This is a genomic window from Rathayibacter sp. AY1E6 (genome assembly GCF_002931115.1).
GTDB lineage: Bacteria > Actinomycetota > Actinomycetes > Actinomycetales > Microbacteriaceae > Rathayibacter.
In genome coordinates this window covers 207308-229415 of sequence record NZ_PSVK01000002.1, presented here as the reverse complement: position 1 = coordinate 229415, position 22108 = coordinate 207308, and the positions used below count along the sequence as shown (strand labels likewise).

The window sequence follows — 22108 nt, the reverse complement described above, 5'->3', positions numbered from 1 at the left end:
CGGTCGCGGCCGCCTGCACGGGGACGGTCACGTCGTCCACCGGGTGCTCCTCCGATCGGAGAGCCGGCGGCGGGTGTCGTGCACGGCGTAGAGGATCCGGCTGAGCGCCGTGAAGGCGGCGGGGACGTGCTTGAGCACCAGCCCCAGGACGAGCAGCCGCGGCGACCGCGCGGAGCGGAGCACGCGGACGTCGCGCAGCGCCTCGGACCCGAGCCGGACGCCGGTCTCGACGAGCGCCGCGTCGGAGTTCTGGCGGATCGGGGTGAGCGCGACGGGGACGGCGTAGAACCAGGTCGTGAACCAGTCCGACAGCGGGCGCGGCACCTCCTCGAACGTTCGGGCGAGCGCCGCGCGCATCTCCTCGGCGCAGACCAGGAGGTTCCGGAGGTCCGGGTCGCGCCGACGGGTGATCGAGGACGCCGTGTGGACGTAGGAGTAGAGGATCTCCGGCACGAAGAGCACCCGTTCCGACGCCTGGACCGCCCGCAGCACGCCGACGAAGTCGGACTGGGAGCTCAAGCGCGGGAAGAGCTCCTCCTGCAGGACGGCGCGGCGGAAGAGCTTGTTCCAGAGGAAGCCGTGCAGGCGCCCGGACGCCATCCGCTCGAGAGCGAGTTCGGACGAGACCAGTTCGCGCCGGTCGAGCCCGTCGATCACGCGTCCGGAGGTCGACTGCCGGGTGCGGTAGAGCGCCCGGCAGACGACGACGTCGGCCGCCGTCCGCTCGGCCTCGGCGGTGAGGGTCCGAAGGATCTCCGTGTCCCACTCGTCGTCGACGTCCACGAACCAGACGAACTCGGAGTCGATGCCGTCGAGGGCGCGGTTCCGGGCGGCAGCGACGCCGCCGTTCTGCTCGAGGAGCAGGACCCGGGCGTCCTCGCGTCCCTCGGCCCACTTCTCGAGCACCTCCGCCGTGCCGTCCGAGGACGCGTCGTCGACGAGGACGACCCGCGTCCCCGGTCCGAGAGTGAGTGCGAGCCGCGCGAGGAAGCCGTCGAGCCGGGCGATTGCGTTATAGCAGGGAGCCACGACGGTCACCGAGTGCACGCCCCCGCTCACCGTCGGCCCCCGAGCTCGCGGTAGGCGGCGACGACGGGTCCGAAGACGGCGTCGGGCGAGGCGGCCTCGTCCACCCACGCCTTCGCGCGGTCGGCCTGCATCAGGAGCCCCTCGGGTCGCTCCAGAGCGGCGGCGAGGAGCTCGGCGATCCGCTCCCCGTCGGCGTCGGCGGGGAGCAGGAGGCCCCGACCGTCGGCGAGCAGCTCACCCACACCGCCGACGTCGGTCGCCACGACCGGGCGACGGCGGGCCATCGCCTCCAGCATCACGAGCGGAGTCCCCTCCCACCGCGAGGTCGACAGGAGGAGGTGCGCCGCGTCCAGCGCTCCGGTCACGTCCGCCGACGGACCGGCGAAGTCGACCACTCCGGCTCCCCGGGCGCGCTCGCGCAGCACCGGCAGCATCGGACCGTCGCCGAGCCAGGTGCCGGTGACGGGCCGGACCCGGGCGAGGGCCTCGACGGCCGCGAGGAAGCGGACCGGGTCCTTCTGCTCCGCGAGCCGCCCGATGCCGAGGACGCGGACGACCGGCTCGGCGAGTTCCGGCGCGCTCGCGGGCTCCGCGGTGACGTTCGCCGGGGCGTTGCCGGTGACCACGACGCGATCCTGCGGGCGGCCGTAGCCCTCGACGACCATCCGCCCCACGGAGGCGGAGACGGCGAACACCCGCCGGGAGCGGAAGGAGAGCGCTCGCCTGTCGATCCCGGGCAGCTCGGTGTGCGCGTGCTCGACCACGGGGACACCGAGCGCGGCGCCGATGAGGAGGGCCAGCAGAGCCTCGCGGCGCTGGTGGGCGTGCAGGATGTGCGGGCGGAACCGGCGGACGGCGAGAGCGAGGCCGCGGAAATCGGCGGCGAAGCCCTGTCTCGGTCTCGGCACCACGAAGACGGGCGACTCCTGCGCGGCGCGGTCGCTGAGCGGCCCGGGACGCCCCCAGTAGGCGGTCTCGCAGCCGTGCTCGCGGCTCCACGCGCCCAGGGAGAGGGCCACACGCTGCGCTCCGCCGTCCTCGAAGGAGTCGAGGACGTGCAGGATCCGCAGGGATCGGGAACGGGCGGCCCTCATGAGAGCGCCCCGTCGGGAACCGCGCCCGGGAAGCGGACGTCGAGTTCGGCCAGGACGGCGTCGACGTCGCGGCCCATCGTCCCGCGGTCGACATCGTAGTGATCGGCGAGGAGGTCGACGACCTCGTCCCGGGGTCGGCGCTGCCGGATCACGGCCTCGAAGACCGAGGCGGCGCTCAGCGAGAGCACGATCGGGGGCACCGACGGGCGGGACAGGTCGAGCACGTAGACCTGACGGTCCGTGCGCTCGACGGCGAAGCGCTGGGCCGGCGGCGCGCTGCCACCCTGCGCCCCGGCGGAGGCCTCCACCGGATGCACGGCGCTCGCCGCGGGATCGGACGAGGCCGGGAGGTCGCTCACCGGCGCCGTGGTCGCCGCGATCGCATCGAACGAGGACGCCGGGCCCTGCTCCTCGCTGCGGCCGCTCAGCGCCACCCTGGCGAAACCGGTGAGGGCGGAGGGGAGGCCTCGGAGCGCCCGCAGGGTCCGCTCCCCCCGGAGCCGGAGCCGACGTCGGATCGTCGTCGCCTCGGGATGGCTCGCCTCGAGATCCGCGCGGGTGGGGAAGGCGGCTCTCAGCAGCAGGCCTCCCTTCAGGCGCCAGGGAGCGGACGCCACGGCGTGCAGCCAGTTGAAGGTGTGCCGGTCGGAGCTGCGGCGCACGTCCCAGAGAGTCTGGGCGTGCCGGTAGCGCTCCTCAGGCGCGGCGGGGACTCCCCAGGAGGTGAGGAGCTCCGTCATCGGCGTCTGCGCGCCGAGCTCGACGGCCGCGTCGCGGATCGCCTCGCGCTCCTCGCTCGGAAGGCCGGCGCCGTGCGCCTTCAGAACCGCCAGCGCCGTGGTCGCCGAGGCGGAGCGCGCGCTGCGCAGCTGGTGCAGGGCGTGCAGCACGAGGTGGTGCGCGCGCCCGGGGATCCGCAGGGTCTCGTCGCTCAGCGGCAGATCCTCGGCGGCCGCCCAGAGGCGGTCGAAGACGATCCGCTCCTCCTCGAAGGCACCCGGGAAGGAGCGGTGGACGTCGACGTCGCACGGCCACGAGGGGTGGACGAGCGTGATCGAGTGGTCGACGAAGAGCGTCCAGCTGAGAGCCTCGGCGCGGCGGCGCCAGCCCATCGAGGCGAGCAGCCCGAGAGCCTCGTCGAAGCGCTCGGGGTCGACCCAGAGGTCGACGTCGGCCGACGTCATCGGCGCGCGGATCCCCTGGCGGTGCAGACCCTCGCCCTTCACCACGAGGCTGCGGACGCCGTGCGTCCGCAGGGTGTACTGCACCAGCACGGCGGCCAGGCGCAGGGCGACGGCGTTCGGCAGCATCGCGTCGGCGGAGGCGCCGACAGCCGGGACCGGTTCAGGCGACACGGACGCGTCCCTCCGCGAGGGCGAGGATCTCCTCGGCCGCGACGGACCACGGGCGCTCCCGCGCGAGCTCGGCGGCCCCCCGGGAGAGAGCCGTCCACTCGCGTCGGAGCCGGTGGAGGGCGTCCTCGTACTCCTCGCGCGTCGCGTCGTCGGAGAGGACCACGCCCGCCCCCGCCGCGCAGAGATCGGCCAGGACGCTCGACTCGATCGCGAGGACCGGCAGCCCGCTCGCCAGCGCGTCGAGTCCGGCGGCCGCGCCGGTCGTCGACGGCGTCAGATGGGCGTACGCGTGGGAGTGGCGGAGCACCTCGACGACGCCGTCGTGGTCCTGCTCGCCGACGGAGCGCAGCCCCGATGCGAGGTCGTCGGCGATCCCGCCGCCGTCGTCGATCACGGTGACGTACTCGGTGCCGTCCAGCCGGGCGAGGAGATCGAGCCGCTCGGCGCCCCGGTCGAGACCGGAGGCTCCCACGGCGGCGAAGCGGAGGGGCCCGTCGGGGGCGGACGGTGTCGGGAACGACGCGTCCGGCAGGCCCAGGGTCACGACCGTTCCCGCGAGGGCGGACGCGAGCCGCTCCGTCGGGGTGACGACGACAGCACCGCGGCGCTCCTCCTCGAACCGGAGGCGCGGGAGCGCCGGGAGGTCGTCGGCCAGGAGGACGGTCGTCGGAGCGAGCCCGGCGAGCTCCACGGCCGTCCCAGGGAGAGCCACCACGAGGTCGGGCCGCTCCGGGGCGAGCAGTCGGCGGGCCCGGCGCGTGACGACGGCGAGCCCGACGGACCCGGCGCCCCTCCGGCCGGCGGGCTCGAGGAAGCGGGCGAGCACGCTGGGGCGGAGCTCCGCCCCGCTGAACCCCTCCGGGTCACCGGTCACCACGACCACGCGGTGTCCCTGGCGGCGCCAGGCGCGCTCGAGCGGAGCCGCGTGCCAGGCGTCGAGGGCGACGATCCCGATGGTCAGCACGGGCGGACTCCCCCCGTCAGGGGGGATCGGCGGCAGGGACCGGGAGACGGGAGGAGCGCGGAGTCCCGCTGGTCGATGACCTCGTGCACAGGGCGGTACCTCTCTCCGTCGCGGCAGGCGGAGCCGCGGACGTCGGAGAAGTTATCCCCGTGCCCGGCGGCCTCCGAGTGGGAGGCGCGATACGGAGGCGGGGGCGGCGTGCGCGCCGCTCACGGAGTCGGATCGCGTCGGCAGCGGTCGCTCGACCGTCAGTCCCCGCCACGGGTTCCGCGCCCGCCGCACCGGCATGCGGAGGCACCGCGGCGCCGCCGATAGAGTCGGCTCCGTGACCCTCTCCCCGCAGATCTTCACGCTCCCCTCGGCGGTGCAGCGGACCCCCGCCGCAGCTCCTCACCCGGGGCTGCTCCGATGAGGGGCATCGTCCTCGCGGGTGGTTCGGGGTCGCGGTTGTGGCCGATCACCAAGGGCATCTCGAAGCAGCTGATGCCGATCTACGACAAGCCGATGATCTACTACCCACTGTCGACGCTGATGATGGCCGGGATCGACGAGGTCCTCGTGATCACGACCCCCGAGTACAACGACCAGTTCCGCGCCCTGCTGGGCGACGGGTCGAGCCTGGGCATGCGGATCGAGTACGCCGTGCAGCCCTCCCCCGACGGGCTCGCGCAGGCGTTCCTGATCGGCGAGGAGTTCATCGGCGACGAGTCGGTCGCCCTGGTCCTGGGCGACAACATCTTCCACGGCACCGCCCTGGGCACCGCCCTCGCGGCGAACACCACGATCGAGGGCGCCGTCATCTTCGCCTACCAGGTCGCCGACCCGCGCGCCTACGGGGTCGTCGAGTTCGACGAGCACTTCCGAGCCGTCTCCATCGAGGAGAAGCCCGAGCAGCCGCGCAGCAACTACGCCGTGCCCGGCCTCTACTTCTACGACAACGACGTCGTGGCGATCGCGAAGACGATCACGCCCTCGGCCCGCGGCGAGCTCGAGATCTCGACGATCAACGAGCGCTACCTCGAGGCGGGGCGGCTGAACGTCCAGGTGCTCGACCGGGGAACGGCCTGGCTCGACACCGGGACCTTCGATTCCATGATCGAGGCGACGGAGTTCGTGCGCGTGATCGAGCAGAGGCAGGGGTTCAAGATCGGCTGCATCGAGGAGATCGCCTGGCGCAACTCCTGGATCGACGACGCCCGCCTCGCCGAGCTCGCCGCACCGCTGGTCAAGAGCGGATACGGCGCCTACCTCCACCGCCTGCTCAGCCTCGAAGGCGTGAACGCGGGCCGCTGAGCCCGGCCTCCCCCGACCTTCCCGACCTCCAGGAGAACCCGTGCGGATCCTCGTCACCGGCGGTGCCGGCTTCATCGGCAGCAACTTCGTCCACCTCACCCTGCGCGAGCGTCCCGACGCGCGGATCACCGTGCTCGACAAGCTCACCTATGCGGGCAGCCGCGACTCCCTCGCCCCCGTCGCCGACCGCGTGCGGCTGGTCGAGGGCGACGTCGCCGACGCCGAGCTGGTGGACCGGCTGGTCGCCGATGCGGATCTGGTGGTCCACTTCGCCGCGGAGTCGCACAACGACAACTCGCTGCACGACCCGACGCCCTTCCTCGCGACGAACGTCATCGGCACCTTCGCGCTCCTGCAGGCGGTGCGCGCGCACGACGTGCGGTACCACCACATCTCGACGGACGAGGTGTACGGCGACCTCGAGCTCGAGGACCCCGCGCGCTTCACCGAGCACACCCCCTACAACCCCTCCAGCCCCTACTCCTCGACCAAGGCAGCCAGCGACCTCCTCGTGCGCGCCTGGGTGCGCTCCTTCGGCGTGCGCGCCACGATCTCCAACTGCTCCAACAACTACGGCCCCTACCAGCACGTCGAGAAGTTCATCCCCCGCCAGATCACCAACGCCATCGACGGCATCCGCCCCAAGCTCTACGGCACCGGCGCCAACGTCCGCGACTGGATCCACGTCGACGACCACAACACCGGCGTCTGGGCCATCATCGACCGCGGCGAGATCGGCGAGACCTACCTCATCGGCGCCGACGGCGAGAAGAGCAACCTCGACGTCGTCATCCGAATCCTCACCGCCTTCGGACAGCCCGAGGACGCCTTCGACCACGTCACCGACCGCGCCGGACACGACCTCCGCTACGCCATCGACTCCACCCGCCTGCGCACCGAACTCGACTGGCGCCCCCGCTACACCGACTTCGACGCCGGACTCGCCGCCACCATCGACTGGTACCGCGCCAACGAGGACTGGTGGCGCCCCGCGAAGGCCGCCACCGAGGAGAAGTACTCCGCTCAGGCCTGAGGCGGCCCGCCGGCGGGGATCAGTGCGGACCGACTCCGGTCGACACCCGGCCGGAGGGCCGCGGAGAGTCGCACGGGCCGGGCGTCCGCTTCGCGCGGGACCGGCCGGACAGGACGATGCGGAGCAGCTGCAGCGGCTCGAGGAGGTAGCGGGCCGCGAGCCGGCGCGGGTCGCGCGCCAGGCGGAACAGCCACTCCACGCCCAGGGCGCCCATCCACCGCGGGGCGAGCGCCTGCGTGCCGGCGATGTAGTCGAGGCAGCCCCCCCCACGTTCGCGAACGCCGCCCGCGGGGCGAGGTCCCGGTTCTCCAGGATCCAGCGCTCCTGGCGGGGCATGCCCATCCCGACCAGGACGAGATCGGCACGGGCGAGCGACTCGGCGAGCGGCCGCTCCTCGCCGATGCCGTGCCACTGCTGGTCGAATCCGTCGTACGCGAGCCAGGTCATCCGGGACGTGCGGGCGGCGACCGCCTCCGCCGCTTTGGCCGAGGACTCCGGCGTGCCGCCCACGGCGACCACCACCAGAGGCTCGTCGTTCTCGATCAGCGGGAACAGCCAGTCGGTGCTGTGTAGAAGGCTTCGCCGACGTCCGTCCAGGAGCCCGCGCCGCCCGCGGTGAGAGAGAGGCTCTGATCGCTGGGCCAGCCGACCTCCCCGACCGAGCAGTGCACCCCGTACCGCCGGCACCACTGCCCGAAGGTCGTCACCGCCGCCACGAAGACATGCTCGTCGGTGCCGCCCTGCTTGTCCGAGCGCAGGGTCGTGCCCGTGCCGCCGGGGTAGAAGTGCTGCGAGTACACGGTCCGGTCCAGCGGGTCCTGGATCCACGGCCCGTCGGGTGCGATCGCGGCGACCGTGCCCGTCGTCGCCTCCCGCATCCCCTCGACCCAGATCGTGTGCCGATCGCCGGTTCCCCGGACGGCCGACACCACGGCCTGCGTGTAGGCCTTGTAGGTCTCGACGGGGACCAGCGACCGCTTCACCTCGTTGAAGAGGTCGTAGGCGGCGATGCGTCCGTCGTTCTGGAACTCCGCCGCGAGCAGGGTCCAGACCCTCTGCGCCTGGGATACCGAGAGCCCGGATCCGAACCAGACGGTCCCCTCGGGCAGATCGCCCTGGCTCGCCGGATAAGTGCCGTTGTTGTGCAGGTCGAGCACGACCCGCATGCCGGCGGCGCCGATGGCGGCGATCTCGGTCCGGAGCAGCGCGACCGCCGCCGGATCGAGCCCCTTCGCCAGAGCGTCGTCGGTGCTCTCCCCGTCGGCCTGCGGCTGCAGGAGCGACCAGGGCACCGCGAGCCGGACCAGGGTGAGCCCGCGGTCCGCCAGGAACTCGTAGCTCTCGGCCGGATTCCCGGCGGTGCAGTCGACTCCGACGTCGACGCGCGACTGCAGATCGAACACGTTGACGCCGCGGAGGTAGGACCGGCCGCCCAGGTAGTCGTCGACCGAGCCGATGGCAGGCGCGGGCGACGCGGAAACGGACGACGGCGCGCAGGCCACGGGAGCAGTTCCGTCGCTCCGCTCGAGGAGCCGCACGGCGACTACGACGAGGGCCGCGACCACCACGACGGCCAGGAAGATCAGCAGCGGGCGGCGGAGCCCATGGCGCGGCCGATCGCGTGCGGCGGCGATGCGAGCCTCCCGAGCCTGCCTGCCCGGTGCGGCCACCGGATCGCCGCTGAGGCTAGCAGAGCTCCGCGGCGCCTCAGCGCACCGCCACCGTCGCGCGGTCGCGGCCGGTGAGGTCGCGCTGCGTGGTCGCTCCGCGCCAGCCGTCGGCAGTGAGCAGGGCGCGGATATCGGCGCCCTGCAGCTCGCCGTGCTCCATCACCAGCACTCCCCCGGAGCGGAGCAGGCGGAGGGCGGTCGCCGAGAGCGAGCGGACGACGTCCAGGCCGTCCTCGCCGCCGTAGAGCGCCGAGGGCGGGTCGAACAGGCGCACCTCCGGGTCGCGCGGGACGGCGGCGGCCGGGATGTAGGGCGGGTTGGAGACGACGACGGAGACGGTGCCGTCCAGCTCGGGAAGTGCCCGGGCGAGGTCGTCGAAGACGATGCGGGCGTTCTCGAGCCCGAGCCGCTCGCGGTTGCCGCGGGCCCAGATGAACGCCTCGGGAGCGTTCTCCACGCCGATCACGCGCGCGTGCGGCACCTCGTGCGCGAGCGCGAGCGCCAGGGCTCCGCTGCCCGTGCCGAGGTCGACGGCGATCGGCTCCGGATCGACGACCGCACGGAGCGCGTCGATCGCGATCTGCGCGACGCCCTCGGTCTCGGGTCGCGGGACGAACACGCCGGGTCCGACCGCGAGCTCGAGCGAGCGGAACGGCGCGATCCCGGTGATGTGCTGCAGCGGCTCGCGAGCCGACCGGCGCTCGATCGCGCTCGCGAACGCCGCGGCGTGCTCGTCGTCGACGGTCAGCCCCGTGATGAGGCGCGCCTGCAGCCGGCCGCGGCCGAGCCCGAGCAGGTGCCCGAGAAGCAGCTCCGCATCGACGTCCGGCGTGGGGACGCGGGCGGCGGCGAGGCGGGCGACCGCGTCCGCGAGGAGGGTGCGCGCGTCGACGCCGGTGGTCACGAGGGTCACGCCTCCTCGGAGCCGATGTCGGCCAGGCGGGCCTCCTCGTCGGCCTGGATGGCGCTCTCCACCACCGGGTCGAGCGCGCCGTTCATCACGCCGTCGAGGTTGTACGCCTTGTAGCCGGTGCGGTGGTCGGCGATGCGGTTCTCGGGGAAGTTGTAGGTCCGGATGCGCTCGGAGCGGTCCATCGTGCGGATCTGCGTCTTGCGCGCGTCCGAAGCCGCCGCGGCGATCTCCTCCTGCTGGCGGGCCAGGATGCGAGCGCGGAGCACGCGCATGCCCGCCTCGCGGTTCTGCAGCTGGCTCTTCTCGTTCTGCATCGACACGACGATGCCGGTCGGGAGGTGGGTGATCCGCACGGCGGAGTCGGTCGTGTTGACGGACTGCCCGCCGGGACCGGAGGAGCGGTAGACGTCGATCTTCAGGTCGTTCTGATTGATCGCGACCTCCTCGGGCGCGTCCACCTCGGGGAACACGAGCACGCCCGTGGTCGAGGTGTGGATCCGCCCCTGCGACTCGGTCACGGGGACGCGCTGCACCCGGTGCACGCCGCCCTCGTACTTGAGGTGCGCCCACACGCCCTGCGAGGGATCGGTGGCGTTGCTCTTGATCGCGACCTGCACGTTCTTGTAGCCGCCGAGGTCGGACTCGTCGCGGTCCAGGATCTCCGTCTTCCAGCCCTTCGCCTCGGCGTAGTGGAGGTACATCCGGAGGAGGTCGGCTGCGAACAGCGCGCTCTCGGCTCCGCCCTCGCCGCCCTTGATCTCCATGATGACGTCGCGGCCGTCGTCGGGGTCGCGCGGGATGAGCAGGCGCCGCAGCTTCTCCTGCGCCACCCGCAGCGACTCCTCCAGCTCGGGGACCTCCTCCGCGAAGGCCTCGTCCTCGCGGGCGAGCTCGCGCGCGGCCTCGAGGTCCTCGCCGGCCTGGATCCAGGCGGAGTGGGCCGACTTGATCTGGCTCAGCTCCGCGTAGCGCCGGTTGACCTTCTTGGCGCGGGCGGCATCGGCGTGGAGGGCCGGGTCGGAGAGCTGCGTCTGCAGGTCCTCGTGCTCGGCGAGGAGGACGCTGACGGATTCGAACATGGGGTCCTGGCTTCCGGAGGTGGTCGGGGTCGGGCTCATCGCCCGGGGACGCGAAAACGCCCGCGGCCGCCCCCGGTGACAGGGGCGACCGCGGACGTCGGGGCGCTAGTGGTGGCCGTTGCCGTGGCCGGCGGTGGCCGGGCCGACGGCCGACTTCGAGACCTGCATGAGGAACTCGACGTTGGACGAGGTCTCCTTCAGGCGCGACAGGATGATCTCCAGCGCCTGCTGCTGGTCGAGCCCGGCGAGGGCGCGGCGCAGCTTCCAGGTGATCTTGACCTCGTCGGCGCTGAGCAGCATCTCCTCGCGGCGCGTGCCGGAGGCGTTCACGTCGACGGCGGGGAAGATCCTCTTGTCGGCGAGGTGACGGGAGAGGCGGAGCTCCATGTTGCCGGTGCCCTTGAACTCCTCGAAGATCACCTCGTCCATCTTCGAGCCGGTCTCGATGAGCGCCGTCGCGAGGATGGTGAGCGAGCCGCCGTTCTCGATGTTGCGCGCCGCTCCGAAGAACTTCTTCGGCGGGTACAGCGCCGAGGCGTCCACGCCGCCCGAGAGCACGCGGCCCGAGGGAGGAGCGGTCACGTTGTAGGCGCGGCCGAGACGGGTGATGGAGTCGAGCAGCACGACCACGTCGTGGCCCAGCTCGACCAGGCGCTTCGCGCGCTCGATCGCGAGCTCGGCGACGGTCGTGTGGTCCTCGGCCGGGCGGTCGAAGGTGGAGGCGACGACCTCGCCGCGCACGGTGCGCTGCATGTCGGTGACCTCCTCCGGACGCTCGTCGACCAGGACGACCATCAGGTGGACCTCGGGGTTGTTCTGCACGATCGCGTTGGCGATCTGCTGCAGGACGATGGTCTTGCCGGCCTTGGGCGGCGCGACGATCAGGCCGCGCTGTCCCTTGCCGATCGGGGCGACCAGGTCGATGATCCGCTGGGTCAGCTTGCCGGGCTCCGTCTCGAGGCGCAGGCGCTCGGTCGGGTAGAGCGGCGTGAGCTTCTGGAACTCGACGCGCGCAGCGGCCTCCTCGACGGTCTGGCCGTTGATCGAGTCGACGCGGACGATCGCGTTGTACTTCTGGCGGCCGCCGCCCTCGCCCTCGCGGGGCTGGCGGATGGCGCCGACGACCGCGTCGCCCTTGCGCAGGTTGTACTTCTTGACCTGTCCGAGGGAGACGTAGACGTCGCTGACGCCGGGCAGGTACCCGGTGGTGCGCACGAAGGCGTAGTTGTCGAGGACGTCGAGGATGCCGGCGACCGGAATGAGGACGTCGTCCTCGCCGATCTCGGGCTCGAAGTCGTCGCCGATCGCTCCGCCGCGGCGCTTGCGGTCGCGGTAGCGGCTGCGGCGGCCGTCCTCGCCCTCGGCCTGCTGGCCGTTCTGGGGCTGTCCGGAGCCGTTCTGCTGAGGAGCCTGCTGGCCCTCGGACTGCGCGGCGCGCGCGCCCTGACCGTTCTGCGGCTGGGACTGCGCGGCGGGGCTCTGCTGAGCGTCGTTCTGGCGGTCGTCCCCGCGGTTGCGGTTCCGGTTGCGGCGGTTGCGACCGCGGCCGGTGCCCTGCTGGTCGCCGTTCTGCTGCTGGTCGCCGCCCTGCTGCTCCTGCTGGTCGCCGGAGTCGGAGGAGTCGGCGTCGTTCTCGGCGGGCGCCTGCTCGGCCTGCTCGCTCTGCTCGGAGGCGCCCCCGCGGCTGCGGCGGCGTCCGCGGCGCTCGCGCTGGCCGCCCTCGCGGGAGGAGTCGTCCGACTCCGGCGCGTTGGGCAGCTCGATGTCGATGACGGGCTTCGCGGCCTGGTCGGCGTCGCGGTCCTGCTCGATGACGGGGAGGTCGGGGATCAGCGACTCGACGCCGGTCCCGCCGGGGATGTTGAGGTGCTCGCCGGCGGCGACGGTGCCGCTGGAGGCGCGGCGCGAGCTGCGTCGGCGGGGCGCGCGCTCGGCGGGCTCGGCGACCGGCTCGGCCGCCGCGGGGAGCTCGAGCTCGACGGGGGCCGACTCGGCGGCCGTCGCGGAGGGCTCGTCGACGGTGGGCGCGGCCTGCTCGAGGACGTCGGCCGTGTCGGCCTCGGTGCTCTCGACGGGCGTCGGCAGCTCCGCCGGCGCCCCGGGCTGCGGAGCGGACTGCTCGGCCACATCGGCCGGCTCGGCCTCGACGCCGGTGGCGTCGACGTCCGGGGCGACCGCTGCGTCGTCCGGAGCGACCGCGTCGGCGATCGCGGCGGGCGCGTCCTCGGCGGAGGCGGCGCGCAGATCCGAGATGGCCTGGACCAGCTCGCCCTTGCGGAGCTTGGAGGCGCCGCCGAGGCCGAGCCGCGTCGCGAGAGCCTGGAGCTCGGCGACGCGCAGACCGGAGAGGTCGGCGGTGAGGTCCACGGTCGAGCCGTGGGTGTTGACGTCTGTCACTGGAGAGGGTTCCTTCCCCCCGGGAACGAGTGCTCACCGGGAGAGCTCATCGACCGTGCGGTGCCATCGCGTGTTCTGATCCACGCGATGCTCTCGGCCGCCGGGACCGACTGCCGCAGAGAGCGAGGAGAGGGCCCGGAGACCAGGCGCCGGTCTGCAAGAGGAGCAGGGGCGCCCTTCACACGATGTGATGGCCGTGGTTGTCGGGACGATCCGTCGGACAGATTCCGCTCGTTACGCGGTTCCTCGGGATGCGGTCCCCACTGTAGCACCCTTGAAGTCGACGGCCAGCATGTGCGCGCGCCACGGCGTGGGGGCCTCCCGCTCCACCAGATCCGCGGCGGCGAGGCGCTGGGCGGGGTCGCTGCAGAGCACCAGGACGCTCGGTCCGGCACCCGAGACGACGGCGGCGTAGCCGTTCGAGCGCAGCAGCGCGATCAGCGCTGAGGTCTCGGGCATGGCGGCCGCGCGGTAGTTCTGGTGCAGCTTGTCCTCGGTCGCCGCGAACAGCAGCTCCGGGCTCTGGATGAGGGCGGCGATCAGGAGCGAGGAGCGCGAGACGTTGAACACCGCGTCCTCGTGCGGCACGCTCTGCGGCTGCAGCGAGCGTGCCAGCCGCGTCGACATGGTGTGCTCGGGCACGAAGACGACCGGGGACACGCCGCGGTGGACCATGAGCTTCTTGGAGCGCGGTCGCAGCGGCGAGTCGTCGGCGCCGGAGGCGTGCGGCTCGACCCAGGCGATGGTGAGGCCGCCGAACAGTGCGGGCGCCACGTTGTCGGGGTGCCCCTCCATCTCGGTGGCGATGCGGAGGAGGTCGTCCGAGTCGAGCTCGACGACGCCCTCGAGCAGGCCCTTCGCGGCCATGATGCCGGAGACGATCGCGGCGCCGGACGAGCCCATCCCGCGGCCGTGCGGGATGATGTTGCGGGCGATCACCTCGATGCCGGGCATCTCCTGCCGCTGGTCGGCGAACGTGTACGCGATGGCCTGCACGACGAGGTTCGTCTCGTCGGTCGCCACCTCTCCCTCGCCGACCCCGTGCACGGTGACCCGCGCACCCGTGGCCGCGACGGCCGTCACGTCGAGCTCGTCGTAGAACGAGAGCGCCAGGCCGAGCGTGTCGAAGCCGGGGCCCAGGTTCGCCGAGGTGGCGGGGACCTTGACGTGGACGGTGCGGCCGACGGGAACCGCCGAGGTCATGCGCCGGCCAGCCCCAGCACGTCGGCGATCGCGGCGGTGTCGACCGGGACGACGGTCGGCGTGATGTCCGCGCCGTCGGCCGTGCGGAGCGCCCACTGCGGGTCCTTGAGCCCGTGGCCGGTGACCGTCAGGACGACGGTCGCGTCCTTCGGGATCGCTCCGGCCTCGGCGCGCTCGAGGAGCCCCGCGACGCTGATCGCCGACGCCGGCTCGACGAAGACGCCGACCTCGCCCGCGAGGATGCGGTACGCCTCGAGGATCTTCTCGTCGCTGATCGCGCCGAAGTAGCCGTCGCTGACGGTGCGCGCGTTCAGGGCGAGCTCCCACGAGGCCGGGTTGCCGATCCGGATCGCGCTGGCGATCGTCTCGGGGTGGCGGACCGGGGCGCCGTGCACGATCGGAGCGGAGCCCTCGGCCTGGAAGCCGAACATGCGCGGGAGGCGGGTCGACTCGCCGCGCTCCAGCTCCTCCGAGTAGCCGCGGAAGTAGGCGGTGTAGTTGCCCGCGTTGCCGACCGGGACGATGTGGAAGTCCGGCGCGTCGCCCAGCACCTCGACGACCTCGAAGGCCGCGGTCTTCTGGCCGGCGATGCGGTCCGGGTTCACCGAGTTGACCAGGTGGACCGGGTAGTTCTTCGCGAGGTCGCGGGCGATGTCGAGGCAGTCGTCGAAGTTGCCCTGCACCTGCAGCAGCTGCGCGTTGTGCGCGATCGCCTGGCTGAGCTTGCCCAGGGCGATCTTGCCCTCCGGCACCAGGACGGCCGCGGTGATGCCGGCGTGCGTCGCGTAGGCGGCGGCCGACGCGGAGGTGTTGCCGGTCGAGGCGCAGATGACGGCCTTCGCGCCGTGCTCGACGGCCTTCGAGATCGCCATGGTCATGCCGCGGTCCTTGAAGGAGCCGGTCGGGTTCATGCCCTCGTACTTGACCCACACCTTCGCGCCCGTGCGCGCCGAGAGGGCCGCTGCGGGGATGAGCGGCGTGCCGCCCTCGCCGAGAGTGATGACCGGGGTCGCCTCGGTGACATCGAGGCGGTCCGCGTACTCGTGCAGGACTCCGCGCCACTGCTTGGCCATCTCAGGCTCCTTCAACTCGTAGAACGGACGTCACGGCGCCGACGAAACCATGCGAATGGAGGGCGGTGACGGTGGCCGCCAGATCGGATTCCGCCGCGGCGTGCGTGCCGATGACCAGGGTAGCGGTCGGCTCGCGCCGCTCCGCACCGCCCTGCTCCTCCAGCGGGTCGGCACTGGGCGGGGTCTGCACCAGGGTCTCGACCGAGACGCCGTGGTCGGCGAAGACGCCCGCGATCTGCGCGAGCACGCCGGGGCGGTCGAGCACCTCGAGGGTGACCTGGTATCGGGTCGTGACGTGTCCGATCGGGAGGACCGCGAGTCCGGAGCTCGCGCTGGTCACCAGGCCGGGGCCGCCGACGACGTGACGGCGGGCGGCCGACACGACGTCGCCGAGGACGGCGGAGGCCGTCTCGATCCCGCCGGCGCCGGCGCCGTAGAACATCAGGTCGCCGGCCGCCTCCGCCTCGACGAAGACCGCGTTGTTGGCCCCGTGCACGGCCGCGAGCGGGTGGGAGCGGTGCACGAGCGCGGGGTAGACCCGCGCGGACACGCCCTCCACGCCGGTCTTGGCGTCGGTCAGCCGCTCGCAGATCGCGAGCAGCTTGATCACATAGCCGGAGTCGCGGGCCTGGTCGACCTGCGCCTTCGTGATGCCGGTGATCCCCTCGCGGTGCACCAGGGTGACCGGGACGTCGGTGTGGAACGCGAGGCGGGCGAGGATCGCCGCCTTCTGCGCCGCGTCGTAGCCCTCGATGTCGGCGGTCGGGTCGGACTCGGCGTAGCCGAGCTCGGTCGCGCGGGCGAGCGCGTCCTCGAGGCTCGCGTGCTCGGTGTCCATCCGGTCGAGGATGTAGTTGGTCGTGCCGTTGACGATGCCGAGGATGCGGTGGACCCGGTCGCCGGCGAGGCTGTCGCGCAGCGGCCGGATGATCGGGATCGCGCCGGCGACGGCCGCCTCGTAGTTGAGCTGGGCGCCCACCTGGTCGGCGGCCTCGAAGAGCTCGTTGCCGTGGGCGGCGAGCAGCGCCTTGTTGGCCGTGATCACGTCCGCGCCCGACGAGATCGCCGTGAGGATGTGGCTGCGGGCGGGCTCGAGCCCGCCGATCAGCTCGACCACGATGTCGGCGCCCAGGATCAGCGACTCGGCGTCGGTGGTGAGCAGGTGCTTCGGGATGTCGGCGGTGCGGGGCGCGTCCACGTCCCTGACGGCCACGCCCACGAGCTCCAGCGGCGCCCCCACGCGCTGGGCGAGCTCGTCGCCGTGGTCGAGCAGGAGGCGCGCCACCTGGGCACCGACGGACCCGGCGCCCAGCAGGGCGACGCGGAGGCTGCGGTACTCGATCATCGGGAGGTGGCCTTTCGTTCGATGCCGGCGTCGCGGCGGAGGAGGTCCTCCTCGGTCTCGCCGCGCACGAGGACGCGCGAGCGCCCGTCGCGGACGGCGACCACCGGGGGGCGCCCGAGGTAGTTGTAGTTGCTGGCGAGCGACCAGCAGTAGGCGCCGGTCGCGGCGACGGCGAGCAGGTCGCCCGGCCGCACGTCCGCGGGCAGGAAGTCGTCGTGGACGACGATGTCGCCCGACTCGCAGTGCTTCCCGGCCACCCGCACGAGGGCGGGCTCGGCCGAGGAGGAGCGGTCGGCGATCCGCGCCGTGTAGTCGGCGCCGTAGAGCGCCGGACGGGCGTTGTCGCTCATGCCGCCGTCGACGCTGACGTAGCGGCGGACCGCGGTCGAGCCCTCGGAGCCGACCGTCACGTCCTTCACGGTGCCCACCTCGTAGAGGGTGACGCCGGCGGGCCCGATCAGCGAGCGGCCGGGCTCGATCGCGATGTGCGGCACCGGGACGCCGCGGGCGGAGCACTGCTCGGCGACCGCGTCGGCGACGGCGGCCGCGATCTCGGCGATCGGGGTCGGGTCGTCGGCACTGGTGTACGCGATGCCGAAGCCGCCGCCGAGGTTGAGCTCCGGCACGGGCCCGTCCGCGAGCAGTGCCGCGTGGACGTCGAGCAGGCGCGACGCCGACTCCGCGAACCCGGCGGAGCCGAAGATCTGGGATCCGATGTGGCAGTGCAGCCCGAGGAACCGCAGGGAGGAGAAGGAGCGGATGCGGGCGACCGCGGCCGGGCAGTCGGCGAGCGCGAGGCCGAACTTCTGGTCCTCGTGCGCCGTGGCGAGGAACTCGTGGGTGTGCGCGTGCACTCCGCTGTTGACCCGGAGGCGCACCGCCTGCACGCGGCCGTGCCGCTCGGCCGCGGCTGCGACGCGCTCGATCTCGACGAGGCTGTCGAGCACGATCGTGCCCGCGCCCACCTCGACGGCCCTGTCGATCTCGCGGAGCGACTTGTTGTTGCCGTGGAGGCCGAAGCGCTCGGGCTCGATCCCGGCGGCGAGGGCCACTGCCATCTCGCCGCCGCTGGAGAGGTCGAGGTTCAGGCCCTCGTCGCGCATCCAGCGGGCGACCTCGGTCGAGAGGAACGCCTTGCCCGCGTAGTAGACCGTGACGCCGGTGCCGATCCGGCCGAGCTCGCGGGCGAAGACCTCACGCATCTCGACGGCCCGGCGGCGGGCGTCGGCCTCGTCCACCACGTAGAGAGGAGTGCCGTGCTCGCGCACCAGCTCGGCGACGGGCACTCCGGCGATCCGGATCCCGCCGTCCTCGCCGCGCTCGGCGCTGTCCGGCCACACGCCGTCGGCCAGGGCGTTCGGGTCGGCGGGCGTGTGCAGCCACTCAGGCGCGAGCGGATGCCGGGGGGCGCGGGCGCGGGCGTCGACGGTGTCCACGGGTGAGACCTCACAGGAGAGAGTGGGAGCGTCACTGCGGGGCGAGCGGGTCCGGATTGACCCCTGAAGCCAGCGATGTCAGTGTTCGGCCCGCGGAAGACGCCGGCACAGGGCTCCGATCCTACCGGTCCGGGGCGGCGGCGCCGCGCGGGCTCAGGCGCACGTGCCCGGTTCCTGCTCCGCGGGGTCGCTGAGGAACGTCGGAGAGAGCGCGAAGCTCGCGTTCAGCGACTCGTCGGCGACCTCGACCCCGGTCAGCGTCAGTCCGCGCGGTACCGAGTCCGCGATGCACACGGACGACGGAGCGAGCAGGTCGCCGGAGACGGCGCCGAAGCGGTCGCGGAAGTCGGTCGCCGAGAAGGTCGCACCGGCGGCGGAGACCTCGGCCGGGGTCAGCCGGATGGCGCCGTCCACGGCGGCGAGCTCCATCCCCACGCCCGCGCCGAGCCGGAGGCCCAGCACCTCGACGGAGGCGGTCACGCGCACGAGCGGAGCGTCCAGGGTCACCTCGTCGACAGGAACGGTGCTGCGCTCGGTGACGAGCCGCGAGACCGAGGCCGCGTCGATCGCGACCGTCGTGCTGCCCGACTCGACCGCTCCGACGCCGCTCACCGGCACCCCGATCAGGGTCGCGGCGACGTCGCCGTCGAGCTCGCCGAACGTCACGTCCGAGCTGCGCAGGTCGAGCCGGTCCAGCCGCCCTGAGACGAGCTGCGGGAGAACGGCCCAGCCGGCGACGTCGACGTCCACCGCCCGGTCCGCGGGCAGTGCGAGCGCCTCGCGGAGGCTCGCGGCGGCGCGGTCCGCAACGGCGCGGCGGGCGAGCGAGTCGCCCACCACCGCCGCGACCACGAGCAGCACCAGCACCACGACGACCACCACGGCCGCGCGTCCCCCGCGCCGGCGCCGCGGCGCCGCCCCCGACGCGCTCACATCCGGTCCGGGGCCGTGACGCCCAGCAGGGAGAGCCCGTTGCGGAGCACCTGCCCGGTCGCCTCGTTCAGGCGCAGCCGGGTCGAGTGCACGGCCTCGACCGGGTCCTCGCCCTGCGGCACGACCCGGCAGTTGTCGTACCAGCGGTGGTAGAGGCCGGCGACCTCCTCGAGGTACCTCGCGACGCGGTGCGGCTCGCGCAGCTCCGCGGCGTGCGCCACGATGCGCGGGAACTCCTGCAGGCCGCCGAGCAGCGCCGACTCGGTCGGATGCACCAGCGTCTCGGGCGCGAACGGCTCGACGGGGACGCCCGACGCCGCGGCCTTCGCCGCGACCTGGCGGGTGCGCGCGTGGGCGTACTGCACGTAGTAGACGGGGTTGTCGTTGCTCCGCTTGGTCAGCAGGTCGAGGTCGATGTCGAGGGTCGAGTCGGCCGAGGAGCGCACCAGCGAGTAGCGCGCGGCGTCCACGCCGACGGCCTCCGTGAGGTCCTCCATCGTGACGACGGTCCCCGCCCGCTTGGACATCCGGACCGCCTCGCCGTCGCGGAGCAGGTTGACCAGCTGGCCGATCAGGATCTCGAGGTTCACGCCCGGGGTGTCGCCGAACGCCGCGCACATCGCCATCATCCGGCCGATGTAGCCGTGGTGGTCGGCGCCGAGCATGATGATCGCCCGATCGAAGCCGCGCTCGCGCTTGTCGAGGTAGTAGGCGAGGTCGCCCGCGATGTAGGCCGCCTCCCCGTCGCTCTTGATGATGACGCGGTCGCGGTCGTCGCCGAACGAGGTGGTCCGCAGCCAGGTGGCGCCGTCCGCCTCGAAGATGTGCCCGAGCTCGCGGAGGCGCTCGATCGCGCGGTCGACGGCACGCGACTCGTGCAGGGAGTTCTCGTGGAAGTACACGTCGAAGTCGACGCCGAACTCGTGCAGGCTCTGCTTGATCTCGCCGAACATCAGCTCGACGCCGATCGAGCGGAAGGTCTCGGCGAGCTCTTCCTCGGGCAGGACGGCGAGGTCGCCCGGGTAGGCGGCCGCGACGCGCTCGGCGATGTCGCCGATGTAGGCGCCGCCGTAGCCGTCCTCCGGGGTCGGCTCGCCGCGGTGGGCGGCGAGGAGGCTCCGCGTGAAGCGGTCGATCTGCGCGCCGTGGTCGTTGAAGTAGTACTCCCGGGTCACCTCGGCGCCCTGCGAGAGGAGCATCCGGGCCAGGCTGTCGCCGACCGCCGCCCAGCGCGTCCCGCCGATGTGGATGGGGCCGGTGGGGTTGGCGGAGACGAACTCGAGGTTCATCCGGACGCCGGCGTAGGCGGACCCGGTGCCGTAGGCCTCGCCCGCCTCGACGATCGCGCCGGCAAGGGCGCCCGCGGCCGCGGCCTGGAGCCGGACGTTGAGGAAGCCGGGACCGGCGACCTCGACCGTGGCGACGCCCTCGACCGCGCCCAGCCCCTCGGCCAGCTCGGCGGCGAGCTCGCGCGGGTTCGCGCCGACCCGCTTCGCGAGCTTCATCGCGATGTTCGAGGCCCAGTCGCCGTGGTCGCGGTTCTTCGGGCGCTCCAGCACGACGTCCGAGAGCTCGACGCCCGCATCGCTCCCCCGTCGCTGCACGGCGTCGAGGACGAGGGCGTGCAGGGAGGCGGCGAGCTGTTCGGGAGTCACGGGGAGCGATTCTACCGGCCGCCGCGCCCGCGCCCCCCGTCCCTCCTGCACCGCTGGGCCGCTCGGCAGGGCGGCGTTGCTAGGGTGCGACGCATGCGCCGTCCCGCCGCCCTCCTCCTCGTCGCCCTCGCCGCGGCGGCCCTCTCCGGCTGCTCCCCCGCGGCCGACCCGGAGCCGAGCGCGAGCGGCGCCGTCAGCGGCACGCCGATCCCCCTCGCCTGCGAGCAGCTGGTCCCGGCCTCGGCGCTCGCGGGCCTGTGGGGCGGATTCTCCCCGGACGACGGCATCGGGACCACTGCCGTCTCCGAGGAGATCGCCCAGTACGACGGCCTGGTCTGCGGATGGTCCGACGATTCGGGCGCCGAGCTGCAGCTGGCCGTGGCCCACCTCGACCCCGCGGTGATCGAGGCGCTCAAGAACGAGTTCTTCACCACCAGCAAGGCCGTCCCCACCTACGGCAAGCCGCCGGAGATCGAGGGCTACTACCAGGTGACCGAGGGGCGGGGCGTCGCGGACGCCTTCGTCGGCGAGTACTGGATCGAGGCGTCCAGCGCCTCCTTCGTCGAGCCGGGGGACCCCGAGCCGCTCGTGCGGTCGGCGATCGGCGTCCTCGCCGGCTGAGCCCCGGCGTCAGCCCAGGCGCACCGGCGAGACGTGGTCGTCGACGAGCGCCGCGTCGCAGTAGGCCTCCACGCTCATCCCGGTCAGGCGCAGATCCGTCAGGTAGCTGCTGAGGAACGCGGTGTCGGCCGTGTCCCGGCCGGACGAGATGCGCAGCATCGACCCGCGCGGAGCCAGCCGGGTCGCGTCCACGACGTGCCAGGCGCCGCCGACCCAGGCCTCCGTGACCGCGTGGAAGTCGCGTGGCTCGAGGCCCGGCGCGTAGACCGCCGTCACCCGGGCGGGGATGTCGAGAGCGCGGAGCAGCCCGGCGACCGTGTGCGCGAAGTCCCGGCACACGCCCTGGCCGCTCTCGATGACCTGCGCCGCTCCCCCGGTGCCGACCGTCGACCCGTAGACGTACGACACATGGCCGTGCACCCATTCCTCGACGGCCGTCAGCGCCTCGAAGCCCCGGGCCCGCCCGAATTCGCGCCGGGCGATCCCGCCGAGCACGTCCGCCTCGGCGTACCGGCTCGGCCGCAGGTACTCGACGAGTTCGAGCTCGCTCGGCTCGTCCGGAGCGCCGTGGCCGGCGACCCGCGCCCGGTACTCGACCCGCAGGTCGCCCTCGTTCCCCGCGACGCGGTGCACGCGGGCGCCGTGCCGCGCCGGGAACTCCCGCACCGGCACTTCCTGCCCGTCGAGCCGGACGGTGAAGGAGTCCTCGAACGAGTCGCCCGTGGGCGTCGCCGCCACCAGGAAGATCAGGTCGGTCGGGCCGTTCAGACGCAGATCCAGCGAGGCGGAGACGGTGCGCAGCATGGCTCCATCGTGGCATGCGCGAGGACCGCTCCCGGCGTCGGGGCCCGCCCCGCCCGGGTGCTAATGTGGTCAGGCACTCCTGGCCCCCATAGCTCAGGGGATAGAGCACTGCCCTCCGGAGGCAGGGGCGTAGGTTCGAATCCTACTGGGGGCACACCCGCGGTCCTCCGCTCTCCTTCCTCGCACATGGGCGCTCAGCTCCGGTGCTCGA

19 protein-coding genes, 1 tRNA gene and 1 pseudogene are annotated in these 22108 nt (G+C 73.0%); 4 read left to right on the top strand and 17 right to left on the bottom strand.

The features are described 5' to 3' along the window. Positions 1 to 27: 27 nt before the first annotated feature. The 4 genes from C5C46_RS02795 to C5C46_RS02780 are packed head-to-tail and all read right to left on the bottom strand — an operon-like array spanning position 28 to position 4442. The gene (locus tag C5C46_RS02795; RefSeq protein ID WP_181136481.1) at positions 28 to 1029 is read right to left on the bottom strand and encodes a glycosyltransferase family 2 protein; all 1002 of its coding nucleotides are present in this window, start codon (positions 1027 to 1029) and stop codon (positions 28 to 30) included. A gap of 26 nt (positions 1030 to 1055) precedes the next feature. Then, positions 1056 to 2123: a glycosyltransferase family 4 protein gene (locus C5C46_RS02790; RefSeq protein ID WP_104225570.1), complete on the bottom strand. Its 1068-nt coding sequence runs from the start codon at positions 2121 to 2123 to the stop codon at positions 1056 to 1058. Next, a complete protein-coding gene (locus tag C5C46_RS02785; RefSeq protein ID WP_104225569.1) occupies positions 2120 to 3478 on the bottom strand; it encodes a PqqD family peptide modification chaperone in 1359 nt (452 codons plus the stop codon). Before C5C46_RS02785 ends, C5C46_RS02790 begins: the two co-directional genes overlap by 4 nt. Continuing rightward, positions 3468 to 4442, bottom strand: coding sequence for a hypothetical protein (locus tag C5C46_RS02780; protein ID WP_104225568.1), 975 nt, complete (start codon positions 4440 to 4442; stop codon positions 3468 to 3470). Before C5C46_RS02780 ends, C5C46_RS02785 begins: the two co-directional genes overlap by 11 nt. A 408-nt stretch (positions 4443 to 4850) precedes the next feature. Here C5C46_RS02780 and rfbA point away from each other — a divergent pair, with 408 nt between their 5' ends. Beyond that, on the top strand, positions 4851 to 5735 hold the full coding sequence (gene rfbA / locus C5C46_RS02775) for a glucose-1-phosphate thymidylyltransferase RfbA (RefSeq protein ID WP_104223010.1): 885 nt from the start codon (positions 4851 to 4853) through the stop codon (positions 5733 to 5735). A 40-nt stretch (positions 5736 to 5775) separates the two neighbouring features. Continuing rightward, positions 5776 to 6768 (top strand): dTDP-glucose 4,6-dehydratase, encoded by a 993-nt coding sequence (rfbB, locus tag C5C46_RS02770; protein WP_104225567.1) that lies wholly within the window; start codon positions 5776 to 5778, stop codon positions 6766 to 6768. Between the two features lie 19 nt (positions 6769 to 6787). On the opposite strand, the gene C5C46_RS02765 is transcribed toward rfbB, so the two are convergent. The 12 genes and pseudogenes from C5C46_RS02765 to argS form a co-directional block, all read right to left on the bottom strand. After that, positions 6788 to 7180 carry a WecB/TagA/CpsF family glycosyltransferase gene (locus C5C46_RS02765; protein WP_219812257.1) on the bottom strand — a complete coding sequence of 131 codons (393 nt, stop codon included), beginning with the start codon at positions 7178 to 7180 and terminating at the stop codon, positions 6788 to 6790. Then, a pseudogene (locus tag C5C46_RS17405) lies at positions 7096 to 7278 on the bottom strand (hypothetical protein); the annotation flags it as partial. The pseudogene C5C46_RS17405 and the gene C5C46_RS02765, both read right to left, overlap by 85 nt. A gap of 32 nt (positions 7279 to 7310) precedes the next feature. After that, on the bottom strand, positions 7311 to 8438 hold the full coding sequence (locus C5C46_RS02760) for a glycoside hydrolase family 5 protein (RefSeq protein ID WP_104225566.1): 1128 nt from the start codon (positions 8436 to 8438) through the stop codon (positions 7311 to 7313). Positions 8439 to 8475: 37 nt separating this feature from the next. After that, positions 8476 to 9351, bottom strand: a complete 876-nt coding sequence (gene prmC, locus C5C46_RS02755; RefSeq protein ID WP_104225565.1) for a peptide chain release factor N(5)-glutamine methyltransferase — start codon at positions 9349 to 9351, stop codon at positions 8476 to 8478. Beyond that, positions 9348 to 10430, bottom strand: coding sequence for a peptide chain release factor 1 (gene prfA, locus C5C46_RS02750; RefSeq protein ID WP_104225564.1), 1083 nt, complete (start codon positions 10428 to 10430; stop codon positions 9348 to 9350). Before prfA ends, prmC begins: the two co-directional genes overlap by 4 nt. A gap of 105 nt (positions 10431 to 10535) precedes the next feature. Continuing rightward, positions 10536 to 12827: a transcription termination factor Rho gene (gene rho / locus C5C46_RS02745; RefSeq protein ID WP_104225563.1), complete on the bottom strand. Its 2292-nt coding sequence runs from the start codon at positions 12825 to 12827 to the stop codon at positions 10536 to 10538. Between the two features lie 234 nt (positions 12828 to 13061). Further along, positions 13062 to 14030 (bottom strand): homoserine kinase, encoded by a 969-nt coding sequence (gene thrB / locus C5C46_RS02740; RefSeq protein ID WP_104225562.1) that lies wholly within the window; start codon positions 14028 to 14030, stop codon positions 13062 to 13064. Beyond that, a complete protein-coding gene (gene thrC / locus C5C46_RS02735) occupies positions 14027 to 15103 on the bottom strand; it encodes a threonine synthase (protein WP_104223003.1) in 1077 nt (358 codons plus the stop codon). The genes thrB and thrC overlap by 4 nt, the downstream gene beginning before the upstream one ends. 1 nt (position 15104) lies before the next feature. Next, positions 15105 to 16448 carry a homoserine dehydrogenase gene (locus tag C5C46_RS02730; protein WP_104225561.1) on the bottom strand — a complete coding sequence of 448 codons (1344 nt, stop codon included), beginning with the start codon at positions 16446 to 16448 and terminating at the stop codon, positions 15105 to 15107. Further along, positions 16445 to 17884: a diaminopimelate decarboxylase gene (lysA, locus tag C5C46_RS02725; RefSeq protein ID WP_104225560.1), complete on the bottom strand. Its 1440-nt coding sequence runs from the start codon at positions 17882 to 17884 to the stop codon at positions 16445 to 16447. Before lysA ends, C5C46_RS02730 begins: the two co-directional genes overlap by 4 nt. Before the next feature lie 153 nt (positions 17885 to 18037). Further along, positions 18038 to 18766 carry an LmeA family phospholipid-binding protein gene (locus tag C5C46_RS02720; protein WP_104262485.1) on the bottom strand — a complete coding sequence of 243 codons (729 nt, stop codon included), beginning with the start codon at positions 18764 to 18766 and terminating at the stop codon, positions 18038 to 18040. Between the two features lie 47 nt (positions 18767 to 18813). Next, entirely contained in the window at positions 18814 to 20472 is a 1659-nt protein-coding gene (argS, locus tag C5C46_RS02715) for an arginine--tRNA ligase (RefSeq protein ID WP_104225559.1), read from the bottom strand. A 93-nt stretch (positions 20473 to 20565) separates the two neighbouring features. Here argS and C5C46_RS02710 point away from each other — a divergent pair, with 93 nt between their 5' ends. Further along, positions 20566 to 21093 (top strand): hypothetical protein, encoded by a 528-nt coding sequence (locus tag C5C46_RS02710; protein ID WP_104225558.1) that lies wholly within the window; start codon positions 20566 to 20568, stop codon positions 21091 to 21093. A 9-nt stretch (positions 21094 to 21102) separates the two neighbouring features. Here the strand turns inward: C5C46_RS02710 and C5C46_RS02705 are convergent, their stop codons facing one another. After that, positions 21103 to 21897 (bottom strand): transglutaminase family protein, encoded by a 795-nt coding sequence (locus C5C46_RS02705; RefSeq protein WP_104225557.1) that lies wholly within the window; start codon positions 21895 to 21897, stop codon positions 21103 to 21105. Positions 21898 to 21979: 82 nt separating this feature from the next. Here C5C46_RS02705 and C5C46_RS02700 point away from each other — a divergent pair. Further along, positions 21980 to 22051, top strand: a tRNA-Arg gene (locus C5C46_RS02700). Positions 22052 to 22108: the final 57 nt, after the last annotated feature.

What these genes read in the sequence shown, in the direction of transcription:
- C5C46_RS02790 (WP_104225570.1), bottom strand. Translation starts at nt 2,123, where the DNA reads ATGAGGGCCGCCCGTTCCCGATCCCTGCGGATCCTGCACGTCCTCGAC.
- rfbA (WP_104223010.1), top strand. Translation starts at nt 4,851, where the DNA reads ATGAGGGGCATCGTCCTCGCGGGTGGTTCGGGGTCGCGGTTGTGGCCG.
- prfA (WP_104225564.1), bottom strand. Translation starts at nt 10,430, where the DNA reads ATGTTCGAATCCGTCAGCGTCCTCCTCGCCGAGCACGAGGACCTGCAG.
- thrB (WP_104225562.1), bottom strand. Translation starts at nt 14,030, where the DNA reads ATGACCTCGGCGGTTCCCGTCGGCCGCACCGTCCACGTCAAGGTCCCC.
- thrC (WP_104223003.1), bottom strand. Translation starts at nt 15,103, where the DNA reads ATGGCCAAGCAGTGGCGCGGAGTCCTGCACGAGTACGCGGACCGCCTC.
- C5C46_RS02730 (WP_104225561.1), bottom strand. Translation starts at nt 16,448, where the DNA reads ATGATCGAGTACCGCAGCCTCCGCGTCGCCCTGCTGGGCGCCGGGTCC.
- C5C46_RS02710 (WP_104225558.1), top strand. Translation starts at nt 20,566, where the DNA reads ATGCGCCGTCCCGCCGCCCTCCTCCTCGTCGCCCTCGCCGCGGCGGCC.
- C5C46_RS02705 (WP_104225557.1), bottom strand. Translation starts at nt 21,897, where the DNA reads ATGCTGCGCACCGTCTCCGCCTCGCTGGATCTGCGTCTGAACGGCCCG.